Origin of the sequence: Streptomyces sp. NPDC059003, assembly GCF_042740445.1 — a bacterium.
GTDB lineage: Bacteria > Actinomycetota > Actinomycetes > Streptomycetales > Streptomycetaceae > Streptomyces.
Window position 1 is genome coordinate 12,518 of sequence record NZ_JBHYJH010000018.1, and the last position, 22,088, is coordinate 34,605.

19 protein-coding genes are annotated in these 22,088 nt (G+C 71.9%); 7 read left to right on the forward strand and 12 right to left on the reverse strand.

Translation table 11 applies throughout. From position 1 onward, the window contains the following. Positions 1-5: 5 nt before the first annotated feature. From ACFWZ5_RS10280 to ACFWZ5_RS10295, 4 genes are all read right to left on the reverse strand, one after another. Positions 6-767 (reverse strand): DJ-1/PfpI family protein, encoded by a 762-nt coding sequence (locus tag ACFWZ5_RS10280; RefSeq protein WP_384796163.1) that lies wholly within the window; start codon positions 765-767, stop codon positions 6-8. Then, positions 764-1,768 carry a GlxA family transcriptional regulator gene (locus ACFWZ5_RS10285; protein ID WP_384796165.1) on the reverse strand — a complete coding sequence of 335 codons (1,005 nt, stop codon included), beginning with the start codon at positions 1,766-1,768 and terminating at the stop codon, positions 764-766. The genes ACFWZ5_RS10280 and ACFWZ5_RS10285 overlap by 4 nt, the downstream gene beginning before the upstream one ends. Before the next feature lie 170 nt (positions 1,769-1,938). After that, positions 1,939-3,510 (reverse strand): sodium:solute symporter family protein, encoded by a 1,572-nt coding sequence (locus ACFWZ5_RS10290; RefSeq protein ID WP_384796167.1) that lies wholly within the window; start codon positions 3,508-3,510, stop codon positions 1,939-1,941. 241 nt (positions 3,511-3,751) lie between these two features. Further along, positions 3,752-4,537 (reverse strand): SDR family oxidoreductase, encoded by a 786-nt coding sequence (locus ACFWZ5_RS10295; RefSeq protein ID WP_384796169.1) that lies wholly within the window; start codon positions 4,535-4,537, stop codon positions 3,752-3,754. A 74-nt stretch (positions 4,538-4,611) separates the two neighbouring features. Between ACFWZ5_RS10295 and ACFWZ5_RS10300 the strand changes: the two genes are divergently transcribed. Next, positions 4,612-5,451, forward strand: coding sequence for a hypothetical protein (locus ACFWZ5_RS10300; protein ID WP_384796171.1), 840 nt, complete (start codon positions 4,612-4,614; stop codon positions 5,449-5,451). Positions 5,452-5,581: 130 nt separating this feature from the next. On the opposite strand, the gene ACFWZ5_RS10305 is transcribed toward ACFWZ5_RS10300, so the two are convergent. From ACFWZ5_RS10305 to ACFWZ5_RS10315, 3 genes are all read right to left on the reverse strand, one after another. Then, positions 5,582-5,791 (reverse strand): DUF397 domain-containing protein, encoded by a 210-nt coding sequence (locus ACFWZ5_RS10305; protein ID WP_384796173.1) that lies wholly within the window; start codon positions 5,789-5,791, stop codon positions 5,582-5,584. A gap of 280 nt (positions 5,792-6,071) precedes the next feature. Beyond that, positions 6,072-6,929, reverse strand: a complete 858-nt coding sequence (locus ACFWZ5_RS10310) for a helix-turn-helix domain-containing protein (protein ID WP_384796175.1) — start codon at positions 6,927-6,929, stop codon at positions 6,072-6,074. Positions 6,930-7,435: 506 nt separating this feature from the next. Beyond that, positions 7,436-8,209, reverse strand: coding sequence for a GPP34 family phosphoprotein (locus ACFWZ5_RS10315; protein ID WP_384796177.1), 774 nt, complete (start codon positions 8,207-8,209; stop codon positions 7,436-7,438). Positions 8,210-8,429: 220 nt separating this feature from the next. Here ACFWZ5_RS10315 and ACFWZ5_RS10320 point away from each other — a divergent pair, with 220 nt between their 5' ends. Further along, positions 8,430-11,150 (forward strand): D-alanyl-D-alanine carboxypeptidase, encoded by a 2,721-nt coding sequence (locus ACFWZ5_RS10320; protein WP_384796179.1) that lies wholly within the window; start codon positions 8,430-8,432, stop codon positions 11,148-11,150. Between the two features lie 80 nt (positions 11,151-11,230). Here the strand turns inward: ACFWZ5_RS10320 and ACFWZ5_RS10325 are convergent, their stop codons facing one another. The 3 genes from ACFWZ5_RS10325 to ACFWZ5_RS10335 form a co-directional block, all read right to left on the reverse strand. Then, a complete protein-coding gene (locus tag ACFWZ5_RS10325) occupies positions 11,231-12,892 on the reverse strand; it encodes a hypothetical protein (protein ID WP_384796181.1) in 1,662 nt (553 codons plus the stop codon). Positions 12,893-13,257: 365 nt separating this feature from the next. After that, positions 13,258-14,136, reverse strand: coding sequence for a MerR family transcriptional regulator (locus ACFWZ5_RS10330; protein WP_384796183.1), 879 nt, complete (start codon positions 14,134-14,136; stop codon positions 13,258-13,260). A 40-nt stretch (positions 14,137-14,176) separates the two neighbouring features. Further along, entirely contained in the window at positions 14,177-16,138 is a 1,962-nt protein-coding gene (locus ACFWZ5_RS10335; protein ID WP_384796185.1) for a transglycosylase domain-containing protein, read from the reverse strand. A 141-nt stretch (positions 16,139-16,279) separates the two neighbouring features. Between ACFWZ5_RS10335 and ACFWZ5_RS10340 the strand changes: the two genes are divergently transcribed. The 5 genes from ACFWZ5_RS10340 to ACFWZ5_RS10360 all read left to right on the forward strand — a co-directional run bounded on the left by ACFWZ5_RS10340 (position 16,280) and on the right by ACFWZ5_RS10360 (position 20,742). Then, on the forward strand, positions 16,280-16,987 hold the full coding sequence (locus ACFWZ5_RS10340) for a GNAT family N-acetyltransferase (protein WP_384890607.1): 708 nt from the start codon (positions 16,280-16,282) through the stop codon (positions 16,985-16,987). Positions 16,988-17,070: 83 nt separating this feature from the next. Next, positions 17,071-17,418: a GntR family transcriptional regulator gene (locus ACFWZ5_RS10345; protein WP_384795118.1), complete on the forward strand. Its 348-nt coding sequence runs from the start codon at positions 17,071-17,073 to the stop codon at positions 17,416-17,418. Continuing rightward, complete coding sequence (locus ACFWZ5_RS10350) at positions 17,415-18,368, forward strand: DUF1648 domain-containing protein (RefSeq protein WP_384795120.1); 954 nt, start codon at positions 17,415-17,417, stop codon at positions 18,366-18,368. The genes ACFWZ5_RS10345 and ACFWZ5_RS10350 overlap by 4 nt, the downstream gene beginning before the upstream one ends. A 132-nt stretch (positions 18,369-18,500) precedes the next feature. Continuing rightward, positions 18,501-19,178: a TetR/AcrR family transcriptional regulator gene (locus ACFWZ5_RS10355; RefSeq protein WP_384795122.1), complete on the forward strand. Its 678-nt coding sequence runs from the start codon at positions 18,501-18,503 to the stop codon at positions 19,176-19,178. Positions 19,179-19,260: 82 nt separating this feature from the next. Further along, positions 19,261-20,742, forward strand: coding sequence for an amino acid permease (locus tag ACFWZ5_RS10360; RefSeq protein ID WP_384795124.1), 1,482 nt, complete (start codon positions 19,261-19,263; stop codon positions 20,740-20,742). Here the strand turns inward: ACFWZ5_RS10360 and ACFWZ5_RS10365 are convergent. Next, positions 20,735-21,370, reverse strand: a complete 636-nt coding sequence (locus tag ACFWZ5_RS10365; protein ID WP_384795126.1) for a YceI family protein — start codon at positions 21,368-21,370, stop codon at positions 20,735-20,737. The genes ACFWZ5_RS10360 and ACFWZ5_RS10365 overlap by 8 nt on opposite strands. Beyond that, positions 21,367-21,936, reverse strand: a complete 570-nt coding sequence (locus ACFWZ5_RS10370; RefSeq protein ID WP_384795127.1) for an NADPH-dependent FMN reductase — start codon at positions 21,934-21,936, stop codon at positions 21,367-21,369. Before ACFWZ5_RS10370 ends, ACFWZ5_RS10365 begins: the two co-directional genes overlap by 4 nt. Between the last annotated feature and the right edge of the window lie 152 nt (positions 21,937-22,088).

Genomic DNA, 22,088 nt, shown 5'->3' on the forward strand with positions numbered 1-22,088 from the left:
ACTTCTTACACCTGCGACTCTTCGAGGATCTTCAGGGCGCGGGCCTTGAGTTCGGGGCTCGCCTTCTGCGCGTCGCCCGCGTCGAAGGGCGGGCGCGGGTCGTACTCCACCGCGAGCTGGATGGCCCGCGCGGTGTCGTCGTCGGTGAGCCGGGCGGCCAGGTGCAGCGCCATGTCGAGCCCGGCCGACACGCCCGCCGACGTGATGAACTTGCCCGACTCCACGAAGCGTTCGGGCACGTATGTGATGTCGAAGGTCTTCTCCATGTACTCCGCCGACGCCCAGTACGTCGTCGCGCGCCGCCCGTCCAGCAGGCCCGCGGCGGCAAGGACGAGGGAGCCCGTGCAGACGGACGTGGTGAAGCGGGTGCGCCGGTTCGTGTGCCGGATCCAGGCGAGCAGCTTCTTGTTCGCCATCGCGGCGGTGGTGCCGCGGTTGCCCGCGCCCGGTACGAGGAGTACGTCGAGGGGGCCGGTCTCGTCGAGGGCGCGTTCGGCGACGACGGCCACGTCGCCGGTGTCGGTGCGGACGGGGCCGCGCCGCTCGGCGACCATCGTGACGGTCGCGCCGGGCACGCGGGAGAGGACCTCGGCGGGGCCCGTCGGGTCGAGGAGGCTGTAGCCGTCGTACAGGAGGATGCCGATCCGCGGCCCCGCGGCGGGTGCGTCGGCGTGGGCGGACGTCGTGGTCCGCGTGGTGGCGAGGCCCGCGGCGGTGAGTGCGGCGGTGCCGCGCAGGACGGTCCGGCGGGTGGTGGGGTGCGTCATGCCACGGGAGTCTGCTCCGCGTACGGGCGCCGTGGCCGCGGCATGTCCGGCATCCTGCGGATCCTGTCCCCGCTGACCCCATAGTGGTCGAGGAACGCCTGGCGCAGCGTCTGCGCGGAGCCGAAGCCGCAGCGGCGCGCGATCGCCGTGAGCGACAGGTCGCTGGCGCGGACGAGGTGCGCGGCCGCCTCGGTACGGGCCGCGCGGACCGCGCGCGCCGGGGTCGTGCCGAGGTGCGCGGTGAACAGGCGCGTCAGGTGCCGGGTGCTCACGCCCGCGCGGGCGGCGAGCACCGCCGGGGACAGGTCGTCGGCGAGGTGCGCGGCGATGTGCCCGGTGAGGTCGCGGACCAGGCGGTCGCCCGGGGGCGGTGCCGCCAGGTGGACGCTGATCTGGGCCTGGTCGGCGGGGCGTTGGAGGTACGAGACGAGTTCGCGGGCGACCTGCCGGGCGAGGGTCGGGCCGTGGTCGTCCTCGATGAGGGAGAGGGTCAGGTCGAGGGCGCTGGTGACGCCCGCGGAGGTGTAGACGTTGCCGTCGCGGATGTACAGCGGGGCGGTGTCCACGGTGACCGTGGGGTGGCGGGCGGCCAGTTCGTCGCCGTAGCCCCAGTGGGTGGTGGCGCGGCGGTGGTTCAGGAGGCCCGCGGCGGCCAGGACGTACGCGCCGGTGCAGACGGAGGCGACGCGGCGGCTGTGTGCCGCGAGCCGGCGGACCTGGGCGACGAGGTGGGGGTCGTCCGCCGCGTGGTCGTACCCCGTGCCTCCTACGACGATGAGGGTGTCCAGTCTGCCCGTCACCGTCTCCAGGGCTCTGGCCGCGGTCAGGGTGATGCCGGAGGAGCTTCTCGCGGGGGCGCGGCCGAGGGTGGCGAGCTCTATTCCGTACCGGGGGTTGGCGCCGTACCTGTTCGCGATGTCCAGGGCGCCGCTGGGGCAGGCGATGTCGAGGATCTGGGCGTCGTCGTACGCCACGATCAGTACGCGTCTCGCGGTCTGCATGGGGCGATCTCACCATGCGGGTCGGTGGGGGGTTTCCGCCGCTACCGCGGCGGTTTGTTTCCCACCCGCCCGCCCGTTTCTGCCCTCCCAGGGGGTGGGCGCCTCCTGCGGGGGTTGTTCGCCGTCGGCGGGTGCGGGCGGGGAGTCGTCGCCGCGGTAGCGGCGGTACGTTACGGCAGCGGCTTGGGGGACGTCGGTTCTGGTTGCTCTGGGATGGGGAGGGCGGCGGCGGTCGTGTCGTCGGTCGGGGGGTCCGTGTTGATGCGGGCTATGAGGGCGTCCCGTTCTGGGGTGTCCTCCGGTTTCACGTAGCCGATGACCACGTAGAGGATGAGTGAGACGGCCAGAGGGATGGAGACCTGGTACTGGAGCGGGACGCCGCCGTCCACGTTCCAGTTGATGGGGTAGTTGACCAGCCAGAAGGCGAGGAGACCGAGGCCCCAGCTGGTGAGCGCCGCCGTGGGGCCGGAGCGGCGGAAGGTGCGGAGCAGGCCGAGCATCATGGGGATGGCGATGGGGCCCATGAGCCCGGCGACCCACTTGATGACGACGGTGATGATGTCCTTGAAGGTGGGGGAGTTGACCTGCGTGGCCACGGACATGGACAGGGCGAGGAAGACGACGGTGGTGACCCGCGCGGCGACGAGCCCGGAGCGGTCGTTCCAGGCCCGCGCCCGCCGGGAGAGCACCGGCGCCACATCCCGCGTGAACACCGCCGCGATGGCGTTCGCGTCGGACGAGCACATGGCCATCGTGTGGGAGAAGAAGCCGACGATGACCAGTCCCAACAGGCCGTGGGGCAGCAGCTGTTCGGTCATCAGGGCGTAGCTGTCCGACCCGTCGGGCTTCTTCGCGTCGACGAGCAGCGGCGACATCCACATGGGGAAGAACAGGACGAGCGGCCAGACCAGCCACAGCAGGGCCGACAGCTTCGCGGACCGCGTGGCCTCGTGGGCGTTGGCCGTGGCCATGTACCGCTGGGCCTGGTTGAGCATCCCGCCGTTGTACTCGAAGAGCTTGATGAAGAGGAAGGCCAGGAGGAACACCGTGCCGTAGGGGCCGACCAGCGGCTTCGCGTGCCCGTCGAGCTCGGGGCGGTCCCACACGCCGAAGAAGCCGCCGTAGTCCCCGATCTCCACGACCACGGCCACGAACATCGCGACGCCCGCGAGGAGCTGGATGGCGAACTGGCCGAGCTCCGTGAGCGCGTCGGCCCACAGGCCGCCGATCGTGCAGTAGATCGCGGTGATGGCGCCGGTGATGAGGATGCCCTGGTTCAGGGACACACCGGTGAAGACGGAGAGCAGCGTCGCGATGGCCGCCCACTTCGCGCCCACGTCGACGATCTTCAGGAGCATCCCCGACCAGGCGAGCGCCTGCTGGGTGGGCAGGTTGTAGCGGTTCTTCAGGTATTCGAGGGGCGACGCGACGTGGAGCCGTGAGCGCAGCCGGTTGATGCGCGGCGCGAACAGGCGGGCCCCGATGGCGATGCCGAGCGCGATGGGGAAGGACCAGGTGATGAACGACGTGACGCCGTAGGTGTAGGCGATCCCGGCGTAGCCGGTGAACATCACGGCGCTGTACCCGGACATGTGGTGCGAGATGCCGGAGAGCCACCACGGCATCTTGCCGCCCGCCGTGAAGAAGTCGCTGACGTTGTCGACGCGTTTGTGGGACCAGACGCCGATGGCGACCATCACGCCGAAGTAGCCGATGAGCACGGCCCAGTCGAGACCGTTCATATGCCCCTCCAAGGGTCCGCCTTGTGAACTCGGTCAACTCCGCCCGATCGGCAGGCACTTCGCCGTGACGGCGCGGGAACGGCCGTGAAGTGCCCGCTCATCGTCGATTCGGCGGCGCGGCACGGACAACCGCCCGCACAGTCAAGAGGGAGTAAAATCGTTCGAGTTGGCGACCTTGGTTCATGTACGTGACCAGGGGAGGGTTGAAAAAAGAGGGTCCCGCAACCGCGGGACCCCCCGGTCAGCGCATCAGCTCACCCGCGTTCACCAGGAGCGACTGCCCCGTGATCGCCCGCGCCCGGTCCGACGCCAGGAACACGCACGCGTCCGCCACGTCCCCGTCCGTCGCCAGGTCCGGCAGCGCCATCCGGTCGGTGAGCCGCCGCTTCACCTCGACCTCGGGGACGCCTTCGGTGTGCGCGGTGAACTTCACGTACGCCGCCACCGGCGGGCCCCACATCCAGCCGGGCTGCACGGTGTTCACGCGGATCCGGTGCGGCCCGAGCTCGCGCGCCAGCGAGTACATCGCCGACACGAGCGCGCCCTTCGACGCCGCGTACGCCGCCTGTCGCACCTGCGACGGCGCGGCCACCGACGACTGCGTACCGATGAGGACCACCGAGCCGCCGCGCTCGCGCAGCGCGGGCAGACAGGCCCGCGTCATCCGCAGCGAGCCGAGCAGATTCACGTCGAGCACGCCCTGCCAGGTCGCGAAGTCGGCGTCCGCCAGGCCGCCGAAGAGGCTGTCCCACGCGGCGACCTGGACGAGCGCGTCGATCCGCCCGAAGCGCTCGACGGCGAGCGCGGCGAGCGCCGCGCACTGGGTCTCGTCGGTGATGTCCGTCGCCCGGTACGCCACGCGGCCGCCGTCGGGGTCGATCGCGGCGGCGGACTTGGCGAGGTTCTCCTCGGTGCGGGCGCCGAGCACGGCGTGCCCGCCGTCGCGCACGACGGCCGCGGCCACCTCGTGGCCGAGCCCGGCGCCGACCCCGGAGACGATCACGGTCCTTCCCTGGAGCAGCGACATGGGCGCCTCCCGTCTCTGGCCTTCTGTCTGACGGGGCGTCAGAGTATGGGCCCGCGCGGAAGAAGGGGAGAGGCATGGGCGAGGACACCCGCAGTGATGTGTACGGCGAACTTGCCGCCGTCGGCCCGTACCGGGTGCGGCCGGGGCACGCCCTGATCACCATGGTCGAGCCGCACCCGGGCCACGAGTACGCGTACAACCGCTGGTACGAGGACGACCACTACTACGCGGGCGCGATGGCGATGCCCTGGATGTTCGCGGGGCGGCGCTGGGTGGCCACGCGGGAGCTGCAACTCCTGCGCCGCCCCGAGAAGTCCGCGGTCGCCGAGCCCGTCACCGCCGGCTGCTACCTGTCGACGTACTGGATCACCGAGGGCCGCTACGACGACCACATGAAGTGGACCGTCGCCATCAACAAGCGCCTGGGCCGCGACGCCCGCGTCCACCAGGCCCGCACGCACGTCTTCACGGCCTTCCAGGACCACGAGGCGACCGTGTACCGGGACGGCGCCGCCGGGCCGCGCGACGTCCACGCGCTCGACCACCCGTACCAGGGCCTGGTCCTCGAAGTGATCGACACCGACGGGGCGAAGGCGCGGGCCGGGCTCGTCGAGTGGCTGCGCGCCCGGCACCTGCCCCGGGCGCTCACGGGCTCGCCCGCCGCGATGGCCGTCGCCTTCCGGCCGACCCCGCTGCCGGGCGACCGGATGGCGTACGTGCAGCAGGTCGAGGGCGTCGACACGCGCCTGACGCTGCTGTGGTTCCTGGAGTGCGACCCGCGTGCGTGCTGGCAGGAGCACTTCGCCGCGCGCGAGGAGCGGGTGGCCGAATCGGGCCTCGGCCGTCTGGAGCTGGTGGCTCCGTTCATTCCCACGGTGCCGGGTACGGACCGGTACGTGGCCGAGCTCCGCTGAGGTAGGACCGAGCCCCCTCGGCCGGGACGGCGGACCAGTCGAGAGGGCTCATGCGGGTACTGCTATGCGATTGTGACGGCGGTCGGCCCTGCCGTGGCGGCGGGGCGGTCGACCGGGGGACTGGCACGTATCACCGCAGGTCGTGAACCCCTTCGCGGACCTCGGCGACGAACGCGTTCCACGCGTCGGCCGGGAACGCGACGACCGGGCCTTCAGTGACCTTCGAGTCCCGCACCGAAATGGCGTGCAGAAGCGGGGACTTGACCTCGACGCACGCGCCGTTGCCCGTGGAGTAGGACGACTTGGTCCACGTGTGCGAGGCACCTTGCTGGATTGCCATGTTTGCTCCGTTGTGCGCAGTTGGTGAATTGCTGTATCCGCTTGGGGGCGGTTAGTGCCAACGTTCTTGCTGTTGGCGTGAAAGACGCTACTCGCCAACATCGGCGTACGGATGGCTTGTTCACTCAACCGGATGGCATATTCCAGAGGGGTCTTCCGTGCCGACGCGGCAAAGGTGTACTGTGCGGCGCCTTCCCGCGTGCGTGGGCGTTATGCACGCGTATGCGGAGACCTCGCGGGCGCGCCACGCGCACCCCCCGGCGCTCAGCGCACCCCGGCGCTCAGCGCGCGTACTCCTTGGCGATGTCCGCGATCAGCTGACGGGATTGATCCACATTCAGCGCCTGTGCCCGCAAATGCTCGTACATGACGCTGTACTGCTGGACGTCATTCGCCTTTTCCAGATACAGGTCGCTGGTGACGCCCTCGATGTAGACCACGCTGGAATCCGACGCGTCCGGGAACTCCAGAATCGCGTACTGCCCATTCAGGCCGGGATGCGCGCCCATCTCGAAAGGGATCACCTGAACCGTCACGTGCGGAAGCTGTGACTGCTCGACGAGATACTCCAGCTGCTCGCGCATCAGCGCGCGATTGCCGACGACGCGGCGCAGCGCCGACTCGTCGAGCACGGTCCACAGGCGCAGCGGATTCTCCGGCGCGGCGATCCGCTCCTGGCGGCGCATCCGCACCTGCACCCGTTTCTCGATGTCTGTCGGTGTGGTCTCCGGCAGCGCGCCGGTGATCAGCGCCTCCGCGTACGGCCGGGTCTGGAGCAGGCCCGGGACGACCTGCGGGTCGTACACGCGCAGCGACGCGGCGTCGGTCTCCAGGCCGATGTACACGCTGTACGGGATGTCGCCGAAGGAGTGCCACCAGCCCTGCTGGCGGGAGTCCTTGGCCATCTGCATCAGCGAGTCGACGATGCGGTGGTCCTCCACCTCGTACACACCGCACAGGTCGCGCACGTCGCGCTGGCTGATCGAGCGGCGGCCGTTCTCGAGGCGGCTGATCTTCGACTGCGACACAAGCAGCCGCTCCGCCACCTCCTCTGCCGTCATGCCCTTCAGTTCGCGCAGCCGGCGCAGCTCCTGGCCGAGCCTGCGTCGCCTGACAGTGGGGTTGACGTTGGACGCCACGGGACGTGCACCTCCGGCACTATGCCTCAACTTTGCGTGTCTGCTGCCTTGCAGAGTGCCACCAAGGGGCAACTCGCCGCTGGGAAACAGCAGAACAGCGGACGTATGGGGGTGCCGACGCCCGCGGGGCGCCGAGTGCGGTCCTCACCGGCCGTGCCGGATGAGGTGTTCTGCGGCCGCGCGGGGCCGGTGCGCCGGCGGCGTCCGTCGTCGGACGGCCGGTGCGGTGACCCCGCGCGGCCCAGCGGCTCCCGGACCGGGTCTGGGGGACTGCGGAACGGGTGCATCACTCGGTGCGTGTGATGCGGTGCGTGTGATGCGCTGCGCATCAGCCGGTGCGTGCGATGCGGTGTGCGCGGGTTGCAGCGGGCGCTGCGTGTGCTGCGCGTGCAGCGGGTACTTCGCGTGGTGCCTGTGGTGCCTGTGCTGCGCGTACTTCGTGTGCTGAGTGCGCTGCGTGTGCTGGTTGTGCTTCGTGTGCTGGATGTGGTGCCGGTACTGCGGATTTAGTGAGCCACGGCGCGGGCCATGGCTCCCGCACCCCTGCGCGGCTGCATCGGCACCCTGCCGGGTTCCGCTGCCGCCCTCGCCGTGCTGCGCGCGGGCTGTCGCCCGCCGCCCTGTCCCGCTGCCGCGGGGCTGCGGCGCGGCTGCGCCGCCACACCGTTCTGGACGTCCATCACGGCGTGCGCCACGAGGCCGCCCATCGGGTCGTGCCGGATCAGATCCCGCAGCCGGGAACGGGACGATCGTCCCTCGTTGCCCGGATACAGGTGCTTGCCGAGGCCGACCGCGTGGGCCAGCGCGGCGAGCGCCGCGGTCCGCGGGTCCGGCGGTACGCCGGTGCGGATCGCCGAGTCGAGCCGGGACCTGATTTCCCGGCTGATCGCCGTGTCCGTCGCCTGATAGCGAGTCGTCGGCAGCACCCCGCACATCTGGCCCGCCACGGCATGCACCATGCCGCACCGCTCCAGGTGCGAGAGGTAGGTCTGGCGCAGCCCCAGGCGGGGCCCGCCGATCCAGTGGACGGCCCGCACCGGGCTGCCGCGCCTGCGCAGCAGTTCCAGCGCGGAGTCCAGAGTCGGATCTCCGGTCGGCCGTGGCATCACCACGGCGATACGATCCCCGTCAGGGGCTATCCGTCCGGCCAGTGCCAGCTCCACTAGCTGCGCTCCGGCCAGACCCAGGTCGAGCGACTGCGGCTGCGCTGTGGTACCCGTGGCCGGGTCCAAAGCGAGCAGCAGAAGCTCCTCCGGAATTGTTCTGCGGCTCCTGCCCATCCATGCCTCCCCGCGTGGATGAATGACAGGGTGACCCCTCTCACATTGGTCTGTCGAGAGTGCGTGGGCGGTACGTACGGGAACCAGTAGGTATGTCGTTCTCGTCTACCACGGGGGTTAAGCCCTCACACAGGACACTGGTACATGGTTCGGACAGTAGGTCCGAGCGGTGGTTCGGCGTGGCGAGTACGGCTAGTACGGCGAGAACGAGGAGGCATCGGTGGCGGGCGAGTTCCCCGACAGTTCGAAGACGGTTTCTGGCGGGGGCGCCTCGGACGAGGGTGCGGCCGCGGCCGACGCCGGGTCCCGCACGCCGGGAGCGGGAGAGGCGAACGGCGACGCGCGCCTGCGGGCCGCGGTGGCCGCGTGGGTGGCCGGGTCGGACGACGGGGATGCCCCTGCGGGGGGCGAGCGGGAAGGTTCCTCCTCCGGTGCGGGTGGCTCCGCGTCCGGGGACGAGGGCGGGGGTGCGGGCGGTTCCGCGGCGGCTTCGGGTGAGGGCGCCGGTGCGTCCGCGTCTGCGGGCGGTACGGGCGGTGAGTCCGCTGGTGCCGGGGACGACGAGGCTCCGTCGGGGTCCGCGGTCGACATGGCGACGGCGGTGTTCAAGGCCGCGCGTACGGAGACGAAGACCGGGCCGGAGGCCGACGCGGGGGATGAGCCCGGGTCCGGCGCCGGGGCCGACGCCGAGCCGGTGGCGGAGTCCAAGGCTGACGCCCAGCCCGAGCCCGAGCGCGAGGCGGACGCCAAGTCCGGTTCCGGGGCCGGGGCCGAGGGGGACGCCGAGGCCGGGGCCGAGGCGGGCGCCGGGTCGGTGACCGGAGCTGCCTCCCAGGCCGGCGCCGAGCCGGTGGTGGAGTCCAAGTCCGACACCGAGACCCAGGACAAGCCGGTGGCAGCGTCCGAGGCCGAGTCCAAGGCTGACGCCGAGGCCGACTCCAAGGCGGGCGCCGAGCCGGTCGCGGAAGCCGGGCCCGGGGCCGATCCCGAGGCCGAGCCCAAGGCCGCGCCTGCGGCTGACGCCGAGTCCGAGCCCAAGGCGGGTACGGCGACCAAGTCCGAGCCCGGGTCCGAGCCCGGGTCCGAGCCCACGGCTGACGCCAAGTCCGGATCCAAGCCCGCGGCGGCGCCCGCGCCCGAGCCCGCGTCCGATGACAAGCCCGTCGACCCCCGCGTCGACCACGCCACCGCCGTCTTCAGGACCGCCAAGCCCGCGCCCAAGGTCGACCAGGCCACCGCGGTGTTCAAGGCCGTGCAGCCGGACGCGGAGGGCAAGCCCGACAGCGACGGCAAGGGCGACGGCAAGGGCGACGACAAGGCCCCCGTCGACCAGGCCACCGCCGTCTTCAAGGCCCCCCGCCCCGAGCCCGTCGACCAGCCGACCACCATGCTCAAGCTCGGCGAGGACACGCCCGAGCCCAAGCCCAAGCCCGAGTCGGAGTCCGAGCGGACCAGCAAGTTCGTCGCCCTGAAGCCGCTCGACGAGCCCCGGGCGAAGCCCGCGCCCGCGCCCGCGCCCGCGCCGAAGGCGGAGCCGAAGCCCGAGCCGAAGGCGGCCCCCGCCGCCGGTCCTGGGGCCAAGGCCGCCACCCCCGCACAGGCGACCCCGCCGGCGACGCCGGAGCGGACGACCCAGCAGCCCCTCCCGCCCAAGCCCCCGCTCGACCTGCTCGCCGAGCTCACCAACACGCCGCCGCCTCCGGAGACCCCGACGCGCACGATCGTGCGCCGGGTCAAGATCTGGACGCCCCTCGTCATACTGCTCGCAATTGTGTTTGCAGTCGTACAGGCCATCCGCCCGCTCCCGGAGCCGAAGCTGACCCTGACGGCCGACGACACGTTCTCCTTCGGCGGCGGCGAGCCGTCGATTCCCTGGCCCAGCAAGGGCCAGGCGGCGATGGACGTCGACGGCATCGGCACCTTCGGCACGCACGGCGAGCAGAAGCCCGTGCCGATCGCGAGCATTGCCAAGGTGATGACGACGTATCTGATCCTGCGCGATCACCCGATCAAGAAGGGCGGCGACGGCAAGAAGATCACCGTCGACGCCCAGGCGCAGCGGCACTACGAGAAGGGCAAGCCGGAGAACGAGTCCGTGGTCAAGGTGACCAAGGGCCAGAAGATCACCCAGTACGAGGCCCTGCAGGCCGTCATGCTGCCGTCCGCCAACAACGTCGCGCGGATGCTCGCGCGCTGGGACAGCAAGGGTGACGAGGCGAAGTTCGTCGCGAAGATGAACAAGACCGCCAAGGAACTCGGCATGAAGAACACCCACTACACCGACCCGAGCGGCCTCGACAAGACGACGGTGTCGACCGCCGAGGACCTGGTGAAGCTGGGCCGGGTGGCGATGGAGAACCCGACCTTCAAGGAGATCGCCCGCCAGCCCAACTACAAGGACCTCAACGGCGAGACCCAGAAGAACTTCTTCGGGCTCGTCCCGACCGTCGCCATCGGCATCAAGACCGGCACCACCACGGCCGCGGGCGGCAACATCCTCTTCGCCGCGGAGAAGAAGATCGGCGGCAAGACGCAGGTGATCATCGGCGCGGCCCTGGCCCAGTTCGGCACGGACGGCGTCGCCAACATCGACGCGGTCACCAAGGTCACCAAGGACCTGATCGCCGCCGGCCAGGACGCGCTCAAGGCCAGGACCGTGGTGAAGAAGGGCACGGTCGTCGGCGAGGTCGACGACGGCATGGGCGGTACGACGCCGGTCGTCACGACCAAGGACGTCACGGCCGTCGGCTGGTCCGGCCTGACCGCGAAGCTGGAGCTCACCGGCGGCGGCAAGAAGGTCCCGCACTCCGCGAAGGCGGGCACGAAGGTCGGCGTCCTGTCCGTCGGCGACGGCACGAACCGCGCGATCAAGGTGCCGGTGGCCCTGCAGAAGGAGCTCACCGAGCCGGGCTTCGGCGCGAAGCTGACGCGCGTGGGCTGACCCCACGGACAGCGAAAGGGGTGGGGGCGAGCTACCGAGCTCGCCCCCACCCCTTCGTCGTACGCGGCGTACGACGGGAACTACTTCTCGTCCTCCGGCGCACACCGGGGCTGCGGGCCGGACGGACCCGCGTAGTTGGACCCGATCCGCACGTTGCCCGGCTTCGTCACCGTCAGGCGCGTGAAGTCGCCGTCCTTGCGCAGGCAGGCGCCCTCCGCCCAGAGCCACGGCGAGTAGGCGACGCGCACGATGACCGAGCCGGGCTCGGACATGTGGACGGTCATGTTGGCGCCGTCGGCGGTGACCATGGAGCCGGGCTTGTCGACGAGCGGCACCGGGTCCTTGACCCGGTAGATCCGCCAGTAGTCGTCGTGCCAGACCTCCTTGAGGTAGCTGGGCCCGCTGGTCACCAGGTTGTGCTCGCGCTCGGCGGCGCCGTCCGGCACGCTGTCGCCCTTGTAGAGCACGACGAAGCCGACGGCCCACTGGTTCAGCCAGGCGCGGTAGGAGGCGGAGCTGAAGATGCCCTCCTTCACCTCCGACACCGGTCGGCCCTCGTAGAAGAGGCGGCCGCGCTCGACGTCGGCCTGCCGGTTCCAGCCGCGCGCCATGTTGATGTACGGCGACAGGACGGCGGCCTCGCGGTGGTCACGGGCCGGGACGACCTCGACGCGGGTGCGGTCGGCGCCGAGCCGCTTGAGCTCCTTGACGACGCCGTCGGTCTCCACGGCCCAGGTCGGCACCTTCGTGTACGCCACTATGTCGGACGTCGTCTTGATCGACACCCAGATCAGGGAGAGCGCGACGGCGCTGATCAGCAGGGCGCGCCGCCAGATCAGGGCCGGTTTGCCGCCCGGCCTGAGCGGCCGCACGAGGGGGAAGTCCCGGTTCAGGACGGCGGCGAGCAGTATGGCCGGGGCCGCGAGCTCGGCGAGCCGCTCGACGTTCGTGCCGATCGGCGTGGGGATGATCCAGGTGAGCACGACGCCCACCGCGTACACGGCGGAGCCGAGCTTGAGCAGGCGCCAGGCCGGGGGCGCGGCCAGGATGACGACCAGGCAGAGCAGCACCGGCGGGAAGATCCGCACGAACGCCATCGGCTGCTCGCCCTCGAAGGGGAACAGCCAGGTCGTCAGGCCGACGACGACGAACGGCGGCACGATCAGGGCGACCGCCTTGCCCCACTGCCGCGACAGCAGGTAGGCCGCGCCGACCACCACGATGAACAGGCCCGCGACCGGGCTGCCCATGGCCGCGAGCGCCGCGCACGCGACGGCGGCCGCGATCCGGGCCCGGCCCGCCTTGCCGGAGGCGGCGAGGACCGCGCCGACGCCGAAGGCCACGCCCAGCATGAACGTGGCGCGCCCGCACACGACCTGGCACCACAGCGAGAAGCCGACGATGATCGCTGGCCACAGCGGTTTGCGTATGCCGCTGCGCATGATGAGCGCGACGGCCATCCACGTGGACGCGAGGCCCGAGGCGAGCGCCACGGTGCGGACGCCGAAGGCCGCCATCAGGTACGGGGAGATCACGCTGTAGTTGGCGGTGTGCATGCCGCCGTACCAGAAGAGGCCGTACGCCGAGCCCGGGTACCGCTTGGCGAAGCTCGCCCAGGCCTCCTGAGCGGCGAGGTCGCCGCCGCCGGTGGCGAACACCGTCCACCACAGCGCGTACAGCGGGAGCAGGCCCGCCGTGATCAGGAGCGGCATGCGGTGGCGCACGTACCAGGGCTCGCCCATGCCACCGCCCCGGCCGGCGCGGGTCAGTGACAGGGTAGACAGTTCGGCAGAGGCCACGGGCGGCGATCCGTTCGGCTGGCTGGGTCAACTCCTTCGGAGTAGACGCTAACCGCAGCGGATTGGTTGGCAGACAGCGACCCCTTGGCCAGTTGTCGTGCCCTTTCCTCCGTCAGTATGCGGCCGGAGCACGGGACCCGCAGTCCGGCGAGGTCAGGGCAGGTCCGGGCCTGGCGGGCCGCGCCTTTGCCGTTTGCTCCGGCGTATGTGACCTTCGTCTCGCCGGGGTGCGGGGGGCCTCGGAAGCGGCCGTGCGGGCTCCCTTCAGGGGGCGCGGAGGCACTCGTCAGGGGCCGCGCGGGCACCCGTCAGCGCACGGGGAACGCCACGTCGCACACCTCGTCCCCGGGGCCCGATGTGTCCCAGTCCGCGAAGTACACCTCCCGGCTCGGCCCGGCGGGGCTCAGGCCCTCGCGCGTGATCCAGTCCTCCACGGCGTCGAACGCGGCGATGATCTGCGGATAGACCACCTGCGCCTTGACGATGCGGGTGTACGCCATTTTGTACGCGGGCTCGACGCGGGCCGTGAGCCGCCACTGCCGCCCCTCCTTCGCGACCCAGGCGCGGGCCGCGGCGAGGTCGGCGACGGGCACGCACGCCTCGGCGGGGCCGTCGCTGTCCTCGGTGACCTCGGAGTGGTAGATCACGAAGGGCGGTCCCGTGACGCCGCCGCACGCCTCCCGCGCGGCGCGCTCCATCCGGCCGAACGAGGCGCCGATCCACCCGGGCAGGTCGTCGCTGAGCAGCCGCCGCTTCTCGCCGATGACGGCCGTGCCGGGCACGTCGACGGTCCGTATCTCGAATCTGCCCCGCGGCCTCGACGGATTCCCGGAGAGCCGGTCCCGGAGGTAGTCCACCAGGGTGCGCTGGGCGGCGAGCCGCTCCTCGACGCGGGCCCAGTAGCCGTCGAGCGCGCCCGCCGCGTCCGCGCCGTCGAGGCGTACGACGGCCGCGATGTCGGCGAGCGGCATGTCGAGGCGGCGCAGGAGCGCGACCGTGCGGGCCCGCTCGACCTGCTCGGGCCGGTAGTAGCGGTAGCCGGTCGCCCCGTCGACGTGCGCGGGAGGGAGCAGGCCCTGCCGGTCGTAGAGCCGGAGCGCCTTCGCGGAGAGCCGGGTGCGGCGGGCGAAGGCCCCGATGCTCAGCAGCCCGTCCCTGCGCGCGTCCACTCGGTCGATGGGGTCCACGGGATCATCCTCCGTCACCGGAGCCCGTCACCGGGGTCTGTCATCGGGGTCCGTCGCCGGAGGCGGCTGCCGCGGGCCGCTTGACCTTCGATCCGGACCCGGGGGTCAGGTCGACGCCGCGCAGCGCGTCGAGCCAGATGCGTTCGGTGAGGGCGTTGCCGTACCGGGAGCCGTGGCCGCCGACGCCGGAGATCGGCTGGAGCAGCGGGTCGCCCTTGCGCATCCGGAAGAGCGTCACGGCCGTCGACACCTCGGGGGTGTACCCGGCGAACCACGCGGACCTGAAGCGGTCCTGGTCGGTGGTGCGGCCCGCGGCGACGGGCTGCCCGTGCAGGCCGGTCGCCCGGCCGACGCTCGCGGCCGCGGCGCCGCGCAGCACGCCGGAGACCGTGCCCGCGACCCGTGAGTCCAGGGCGCGCCGGGTCCGCTGCGGCTCCAGGCCCGCGACGTCCTCGCCGTCCTTCTGCACCGACGTCACGGAGTACGGGTCGTGCTGGAGGCCGCGCTGCGCGAACGTGCCGTACGCGCTCGCCAGGCGGATGGCGCTGGGCGTGGACGTGCCGAGCGGGAACATGTCGTCGCTGCGGGCCATGCTGGAGCGCAGCATTCCGGTGTGTTCGGCGACCTCCTGGACCCGGTCCCTGCCGAGCTTCTCGCCGAGCTCGGAGTACGTGGCGTTGCCGCCCTCGATGAGCGCCTCGCCGGGCGTCAGGCCGCCCGGGCCCTCGCTCTCGGGGTCCAGGCCGTCCTGGAGGGCGGCGGCGAGCACGAACGGCTTGAACGCCGATCCGGCGGGGACCCCGGACGTGTCGGCGTTGTTGCTGAAGTGCCGGGTCGCGTCCGCCCCGCCGTACAGCGCGAGCACGGCGCCGTCCCGGGTGCGCACGGACGCGGCGCCGACCTGGACGCCCCGGTCCTGCGCCCGGTTCTTCGGGTCGAGGTCGCGGCGGAGCACGCCCTGGACGGACCGGGCGAGCCGGAGCACGCGCTTCCGGTCGAACGTGGTGTGGATCGCGTAGCCGCCGCGGGCGAGGTCCTTGTCGGTGAGGCCGGTCTGCTGCCGGACGTACTTGTTGGCGATGTCGACGAGGTAGCCGGTCTGGCCCTCGTTGCCGCTGAGGCTGGTGGAGCGGGACTCCTTGAGGGGCTCGGGGAAGGTGCGGTGCTTGGCGCGCTCGCTCCTGCTCATCCGGCCGACGGCGACCTGCCGGTCCAGGATCCACGCCCACCGCGCCTTGGCCCGGCGGTGGTTGGCGGCGCTCACCGAAGGGTCGTACTGCTCGGCGCCCTTCAGGAGGGCGGCGAGCAGGGCGCCTTGGCTGGGGTTGAGCTGCCGGGCCGGAATCCCGTAGTACGCGTGCGCGGCGGCCTCGATCCCGTACGCCCCGCGCCCGAACCAGCTGCTGTTCAAGTACCCCTGAAGGATCTCGTCCTTGCTCTTCTGCCGGTCCACCTTCAGGGAGATGACGAACTCCCTGACCTTGCGCGTGTACGTCTGGTCCTGCGACAGGTAGGTGTTCTTCACGTACTGCTGCGTGATGGTGGAGCCGCCCTGCGTCTCCTGGCCGCGGACCATGTTCACGGCGGCGCGCACGAGGCCCTTGGGGGACACCCCGGAGTCGCTGTAGAAGCTGGCGTTCTCCGCGGCGATGACGGCGTCCCGCACCGGCTCCGGCACGTCGTCGAGGTCGACGCTCTGCCGGTTGACCTCGCCGGTGGAGACCATCTGGGTGCCGTCGGACCAGTAGTACACATTGGCCTCCAGGCTCGCGGCCGCGTTCTCGTCGGGGATGTCGACGGAGGCGTACACCCAGGCGAACAGGCCTCCGATCGCGCCGAAGACGAGCCCGAACGCGCTGAGCCACTGCCGCCACGAGGGCAGCCATCGCCGCACCCCGCGCTTTCCGCGCCGCGGATAGTCGACGATCCGCCGGCGTCGGCGGGCCTTGGCGCTCCGCGCCTTGTCCGTCGCGGGCCTGGCGGGCTGTGCGTGTGTCCCCATGTCCTGGGAGAGGCGGGAGGCATCCGGAGGGTTGTCCTCCAACCTGTCAGCTCTTCGTAACAAGCCGCAGGTCAGAGCCGGTTGGGGAGGGTACACCCAAATCCGGTCGACGCTCTGGCCGGATTTCGGCAGGCTCGCGTCATGGATGATCACATGTGGCCTCTGTACGGACTGCGCCTCACGACGCCGCGCCTCGAACTGCGCCTGCCCGACCTCACGGAGCTCGCCGACCTCGCGGGCGTGGCCGCGGACGGCGTGCACGCGGAAGGAACCATGCCGTTCACCGTGCCGTGGTCGGCCGCGCCGCCGGCCGTGCGGGGCCGGGCGACCTTCCAGCACGTCCTCGGCACGGTCGCGAACTGGCGCCGGGACGCCTGGGCGCTGAGCCTCGCCGTGTGGTGCGAGGGGGTGGTCGTGGGGCGCCAGGACATCACCGCGAACGACTTCGCGGTGACCCGCGAGGTGGAGACCGGTTCGTGGCTAGGCCTCGCCCATCACGGCCGCGGCATCGGCACCGAAATGCGGGCGGCGGCACTGCACTTGGCGTTCGCCGGGCTCGGCGCGCGGGGGGCCAGGTCGGCGGCGATGCGCGACAACGCGGGGTCGCTGCGGGTGTCCGAGAAGCTCGGGTACCGCGCGGACGGCGGGGAGACGGTGGCGGTTCGGGGCGAGGCCGTGACGCTGCGGCGGCTGTACCTGGACCGGGCCGCGTGGGAGGCCCACCGGGCCGTTCCGGTGGAGGTGGAGGGGTTGGAGGGGTGCCGGGGGATGTTCGGGGGTGAGGGTTGGATCTTGCCGCAAGATCCAGCCCGTCCGGCGTTTGAGGACAAGGCGCGCAGCGCCGGATAGACGGGGGCCTGGGGGCGGAGCCCCCAGTTTCGGGAAGGGGCGGGGTGGGGAAAGAGCAGAATGGTGCTAGCGTCATTGGCACCATGCTGCTGAGACTGAACACCTCCGACAGCGCGCCCCTGCACGAGCAGGTGGCGGGCGCGATCCGCCGCGCCGTCGCGGAGGGCGAGTGCGCCCCGGGCGACCGGCTCCCGTCGGCCCGCGAGCTGTCCCAGGCGCTCGGCGTCAACGCCAACACCGTCCTGCGCGGCCTCAGAACGCTGCGCGACGAGGGACTCCTGGAGTTCCGCCGCGGCCGCGGCGTGACCGTGGCCCAGGGCGCGCCCGAGCGCTCCGCCCTGGTCGACCGCGTACGCGAACTCGTGGCCGACGCGGCCCGGCTCGGCTACGGCAGGACCGAACTCATCGACCTGATCAAGGAGGTGCCGTGAACGGCGCCGGTACGAGGTGGGGGCCCGCGGGGCCATGGACGGTCACGGCCCTGGGCGGCGCCGGACTGACCCTGCTGCTCGGCCTCCCGCTGGCAGCGAGCGGACGGCTCCCGGACCGCCTCGCCACGCACTGGAGCGGCGGGTCCGGCGCGCCGGACGACTCCATGCCGCTGTGGGCGGCGGCGCTGTTCCCCGCGCTGATCTGGGCGGTGACGATCGTGGGCGTCCTGGTCGCGGGCCACCGGGTGCGGGCGTGGAGCCCGGTCCTTGTGCTGTCCGTCGGGGTCTCCCTGTGCGGCGCGCAGGCGGCCGTCGTCCGGGCCAACCTGGACCGCGCCGACTGGCACGACGCCAGGTTCGCGACGTCCTGGGCGATCGGTGTGATCGTGGCTGCGCTCGCGGCGGCCGCGCTCGGCGTACGACTGGGCGGCCGTGCGGCCGCCGGAGCCCCGGTGCCCGCCGAGACCCCGCGCATGCGGGTCGAGCCCGGTGAGCGCTACGTCTGGCTGTCGCGCACGTCGAACCCCTGGGTGTGGGCGCTCGCGGCCGTCACCGGCGCGGCGGCCGCGATCGCCCTCGTGGTGACGGTGGCCGGGCTCACCGCCCACCCCCTGTGGCCGGTGATCGCCCCGCTCGCCGTCGTCTCGCTGACCGGCTTCGGCTGCGCCTGTGTCCAGGCGACCGTCACCGACAAGGGCCTGGAGGTCTCCTTCGGCCCCCTCGGCTGGCCGGTGCGGCGCTGGGCGCCCGAGGCCATCGAGTCCGCCCACGCGGAGACGCGCACTCCCGCGCAGGTCGGCGGCTGGGGGTACCGTCTGAGCGGCCTCGGCACCACGGTGATGCTGCGCGCGGGGGAGTGCCTGGTCATACGGTCCAAGGGCAGGATGTTCGCCGTGTCCGTGGACGACGCGGAGCGCGGCGCGGCGCTCCTCAACTCCCTCAAGGCCTGACCCGGCTCCCTCAAGGCCCGATCGCGGATCCATCGAGGCCCGGCCGTTGGCGACCTTCGTACTAAACCGTGTAGTGTAGTTTGCGGAGAGTGACCGAAGCGCGGCGGACGACTGGAATCTGGAGGCGCGGCCATGGGCAGGACCGCTGAACCCGCTGACGTGCGGGACGAGTTCGGGATGCCCGTCATCCCCGAGGCCGTGAACGTGTCGCAGCGCAAGCGCGAGACCATCGTCGAGGCCGCCGCCGCCGAGTTCCTGCGCCAGGGGTACGCCGCGGCGTCGGTGGACGCCATCGCCGCGGGCGCCGGGGTCTCCAAGCCGACGATCTACAAGCACTTCGGCAACAAGGAGCGGCTCTTCCTCGCCGTGGTCGGCGGCATCCTGCCGAAGGTCTACGCCGACCTGTGCCCGCACCAGTCCACCATCGCCGACGCCCCCGACCTGCGCGTCGCCCTCATCGAGCTGAGCATGGACTGGGCCCGCATCCTGCTGCGCGACGACATCATGGCGCTGCGCCGCCTGGTGATCGGCGAGGTCGACCGCTTCCCGCAGCTCGGCCGCCTCTGGTACCGCGTCAGTTACGACATGAACAACGGCCCCCTGGTCGAGGCCTTCGCCGAGCTCCACGAGCGCGGCGTGCTCGACGTCCCCGACCCGGTGCTCGCCGTGCAGCAGCTGGTCGCCGTCAGCATCGGCGTGCCGCAGCTGATGAAGACGTTCCAGCCGGACACGGAGTTCCGCGAGGACGACCTCGCGCGGATGATCGCGGGGGGCGTGGACACGTTCCTCGCGCGGTACGCGCGGGCGTAGCCGCCGACCGGTCGGGCCCGGGCAAGCGGAACCCCGCCTATCACGTTGTTCCCGCCCCGGGCGTCGGGTAGAGCTTCGGCCCATGCCGACGACCGCCGACAGCCCGACCTCCGACAGCACGACCGACAGCACGAGCGCCGAGGGCCCGGCCGACAGCTCCTCACCAGGCACGGCGCGCCCGCCCGCCGCGCCCGAGCCCGCCCTGCCCCAGGGCCTCAAGCAGCGCCACCTGGCGATGATCGCCCTCGGCGGCGCCATCGGCGCGGGCCTGTTCGTCGGCTCCGGAGTCGGCATCGCGGCGGCGGGCCCCGCGATCCTGCTCTCGTACACCGCGGCCGGCGCCCTCGTCGTCCTCGTGATGCGGATGCTCGCCGAGATGTCGGCGGCGAACCCCGTGACCGGCTCCTTCGCCGTCCACGCGGCCCGCGCGCTCGGCCCCTGGGCCGGGCTCACCGCGGGCTGGCTCTACTGGTCGCTGCTCGTCATCAGCGTCGCCGCGGAGGCGATCGGCGCGGCCGACATCATGACGGGGTGGGTGCCGGGCGTACCGGGCTGGACCTGGATGACCGTCTTCATGGCGGTCTTCACCGTCAGCAACCTGGGCGCCGTACGGCACTTCGGCGCCGTCGAGTTCTGGTTCGCGGGCCTGAAGGTCACCGCGATCTGCGTGTTCCTGCTCGTGGGCGCGGCGGCGGTGGCGGGCGTGCTGCCGGGCACGAAGTCGCCGGGGGCCGCCCATCTCACGGGCGACGGCGGCTTCATGCCACAGGGCTGGCACGGGGTCGGACTCGGCCTGGTCGCCGCGGTGTTCGCCTACGGCGGTCTGGAGACCGTCACGATCGCGGCGGCCGAGTCGTCGGACCCGGCGCGGGCGGTGGGGCGCGCCGCGCGGACCGTGGTGTGGCGGGTGTGCGTGTTCTACCTCGGCTCGATGGCGGTCATCGTGACGCTGCTGCCCTGGGACAGCCCCGCCGTGCGCGGCGGCCCGTACGCGGGCGCCCTCGACCAGCTCGGCATCCCCGGCGCCGGGCACATCATGAAGGCCGTCGTCCTGATCGCGCTCCTGTCGGCGATGAACGCCAACGTGTACGCGTCGTCGCGGATGCTCTACGCCCTCGTGGGCCGCGGCGACGCGCCCCGCCCCCTGGGCCGCCTCGCCGCGCGCGGCGTCCCGCGCAACGCGGTGCTCGCCTCGTCCGCCTTCGGCTTCGTGGCGGTCGTCCTCGACGTCCTGTGGCCGGACACGGTCTTCCGCCAGCTGCTCAACGCCGTGGGCGCGACCTTCCTCGTCATCTGGTTCCTGGTCGGCCTCTCCCAACTGCGCCTGCGCCGCCGTACGGAGAAGGAGGCGCCCGAACGCCTGGTGATCCGGATGTGGCTCTTCCCCCATCTGACCCGCCTCGCCCTGTGCGTCATCGCCGCGGTCCTCGCCCTGATGGTGTGGGACGAGGGCTCGCGGACGCAGGTGTTGTGCACAGGGGTGTGGACAGCGTTCCTGGTGGGGTGCGCGGGGGTGCGGCGGCTGCGCGCGGGCACGGCCGGGGCCGGGGCCGGAATCAGCTGAGCCCGGCCGCCGGGTCGTACGGGACGAGCACCACGTCGAGCTGGATGCCGACGCGGTCCCCGACGCCCGGGATGGTGAGGCCGGGCAGGAGCAGCGGCCGGATGCCGTACTCGCCGAGGGACAGCTGGCCGCGCGCGCCGAACGCGGCGTGCCGGGCGCCGGGCCTGACGTCCGGGGCGCCTCCCCGCCACTCCACGTCGAGGACGAGCGGCCGCGTCACGCCGTGCAGCGCGAGCTCGCCGATGAGCTCGCCGATGCCCCTGCCGGTGCGCACGAGCCGCTTGGACGTGAAGGTCATGTACGGGTGGGCGGCGACGTCGAGATAGTCCGCGGACCGCAGGTGCCGGTCCCGCGCCGCAACCCCCGTGGACACGCTGCCGAGTTCGACGCGCACGTCGATGTGGGGCCGCTCGATGCCCTCCTTGAACCCGACGGTGCCGCGGACGCGGTCGAAGCGCCCGCGCACCCGTCCGGCGCCGCGGTTCAGGCCGCGGAAGTGGACGCCGGTGTGCAGGGGGTCGACGTGCCAGACGCCTCGGTGGGAGAGGACCTGGACGTCGACCGGCGCCGCGTCCGCGGTTGCCTCCGCGCCCGCCTCCGTCGGAGCCGCTTGCGCGGCTGGGGTCACCGCGTGCTCCGCGCCTTGGCCGCGAGCCCGTCGAGCAGCTCCTTCAGGAGGCCGATGGTGAACTCGTCCGTGAGGTTCCCGGCCTCGTCGAACCGCTCGTGCGAGCGGAACACCGTGACCTCGGGCGTGAGGACGAGGTCGGAGTGCACCCCGTACAGCACCTGACGCAGCGCCAACTGGCCGCGTGCGGAGCCGAACTGGCTCGGCGAGGCCCCGACGACGGCGACGGGCTTGTACTCGAGCGGCTTGCCCGCCTTGCCCGACCAGTTGGTGCTCGCCCAGTCGAGGGCGTTCTTCAGGACGCCGGGGAAGGAGTGGTTGAACTCGGGCGTGGCGATGAGCAGTCCGTCGGCCTCCGTGATCCGCCGCCGCAGCTCCGCGACGGGCGTGGGCCAGCTGTCCTCGGAGTCCTGGTCGAGGTCGTACGGCGGTATCTCGCGGAGCCCGTCGTAGATCTCGACCTCGACCCCGCTCGGCGCGAACTTCTGCGCGGCGCGGAGCAGCTGGGTGTTGTGCGAGGAGCCGCGGAGGCTGCCGGAGATGCCGAGGAACGTGAGGTCACGCATGGGGTCCTCCAGAGGGAGTGGACGTGCGAGTGCGCCGCTGTCGATGATGAAACTAAACGGTGCAGTTTCCAGAAGTCAACTACACCGTTTCGTTCAGCTTGTGAGAGCGGGGCTGGCCTGGGGTGCGAGATGTCTGAATGTCGCTCGACTCG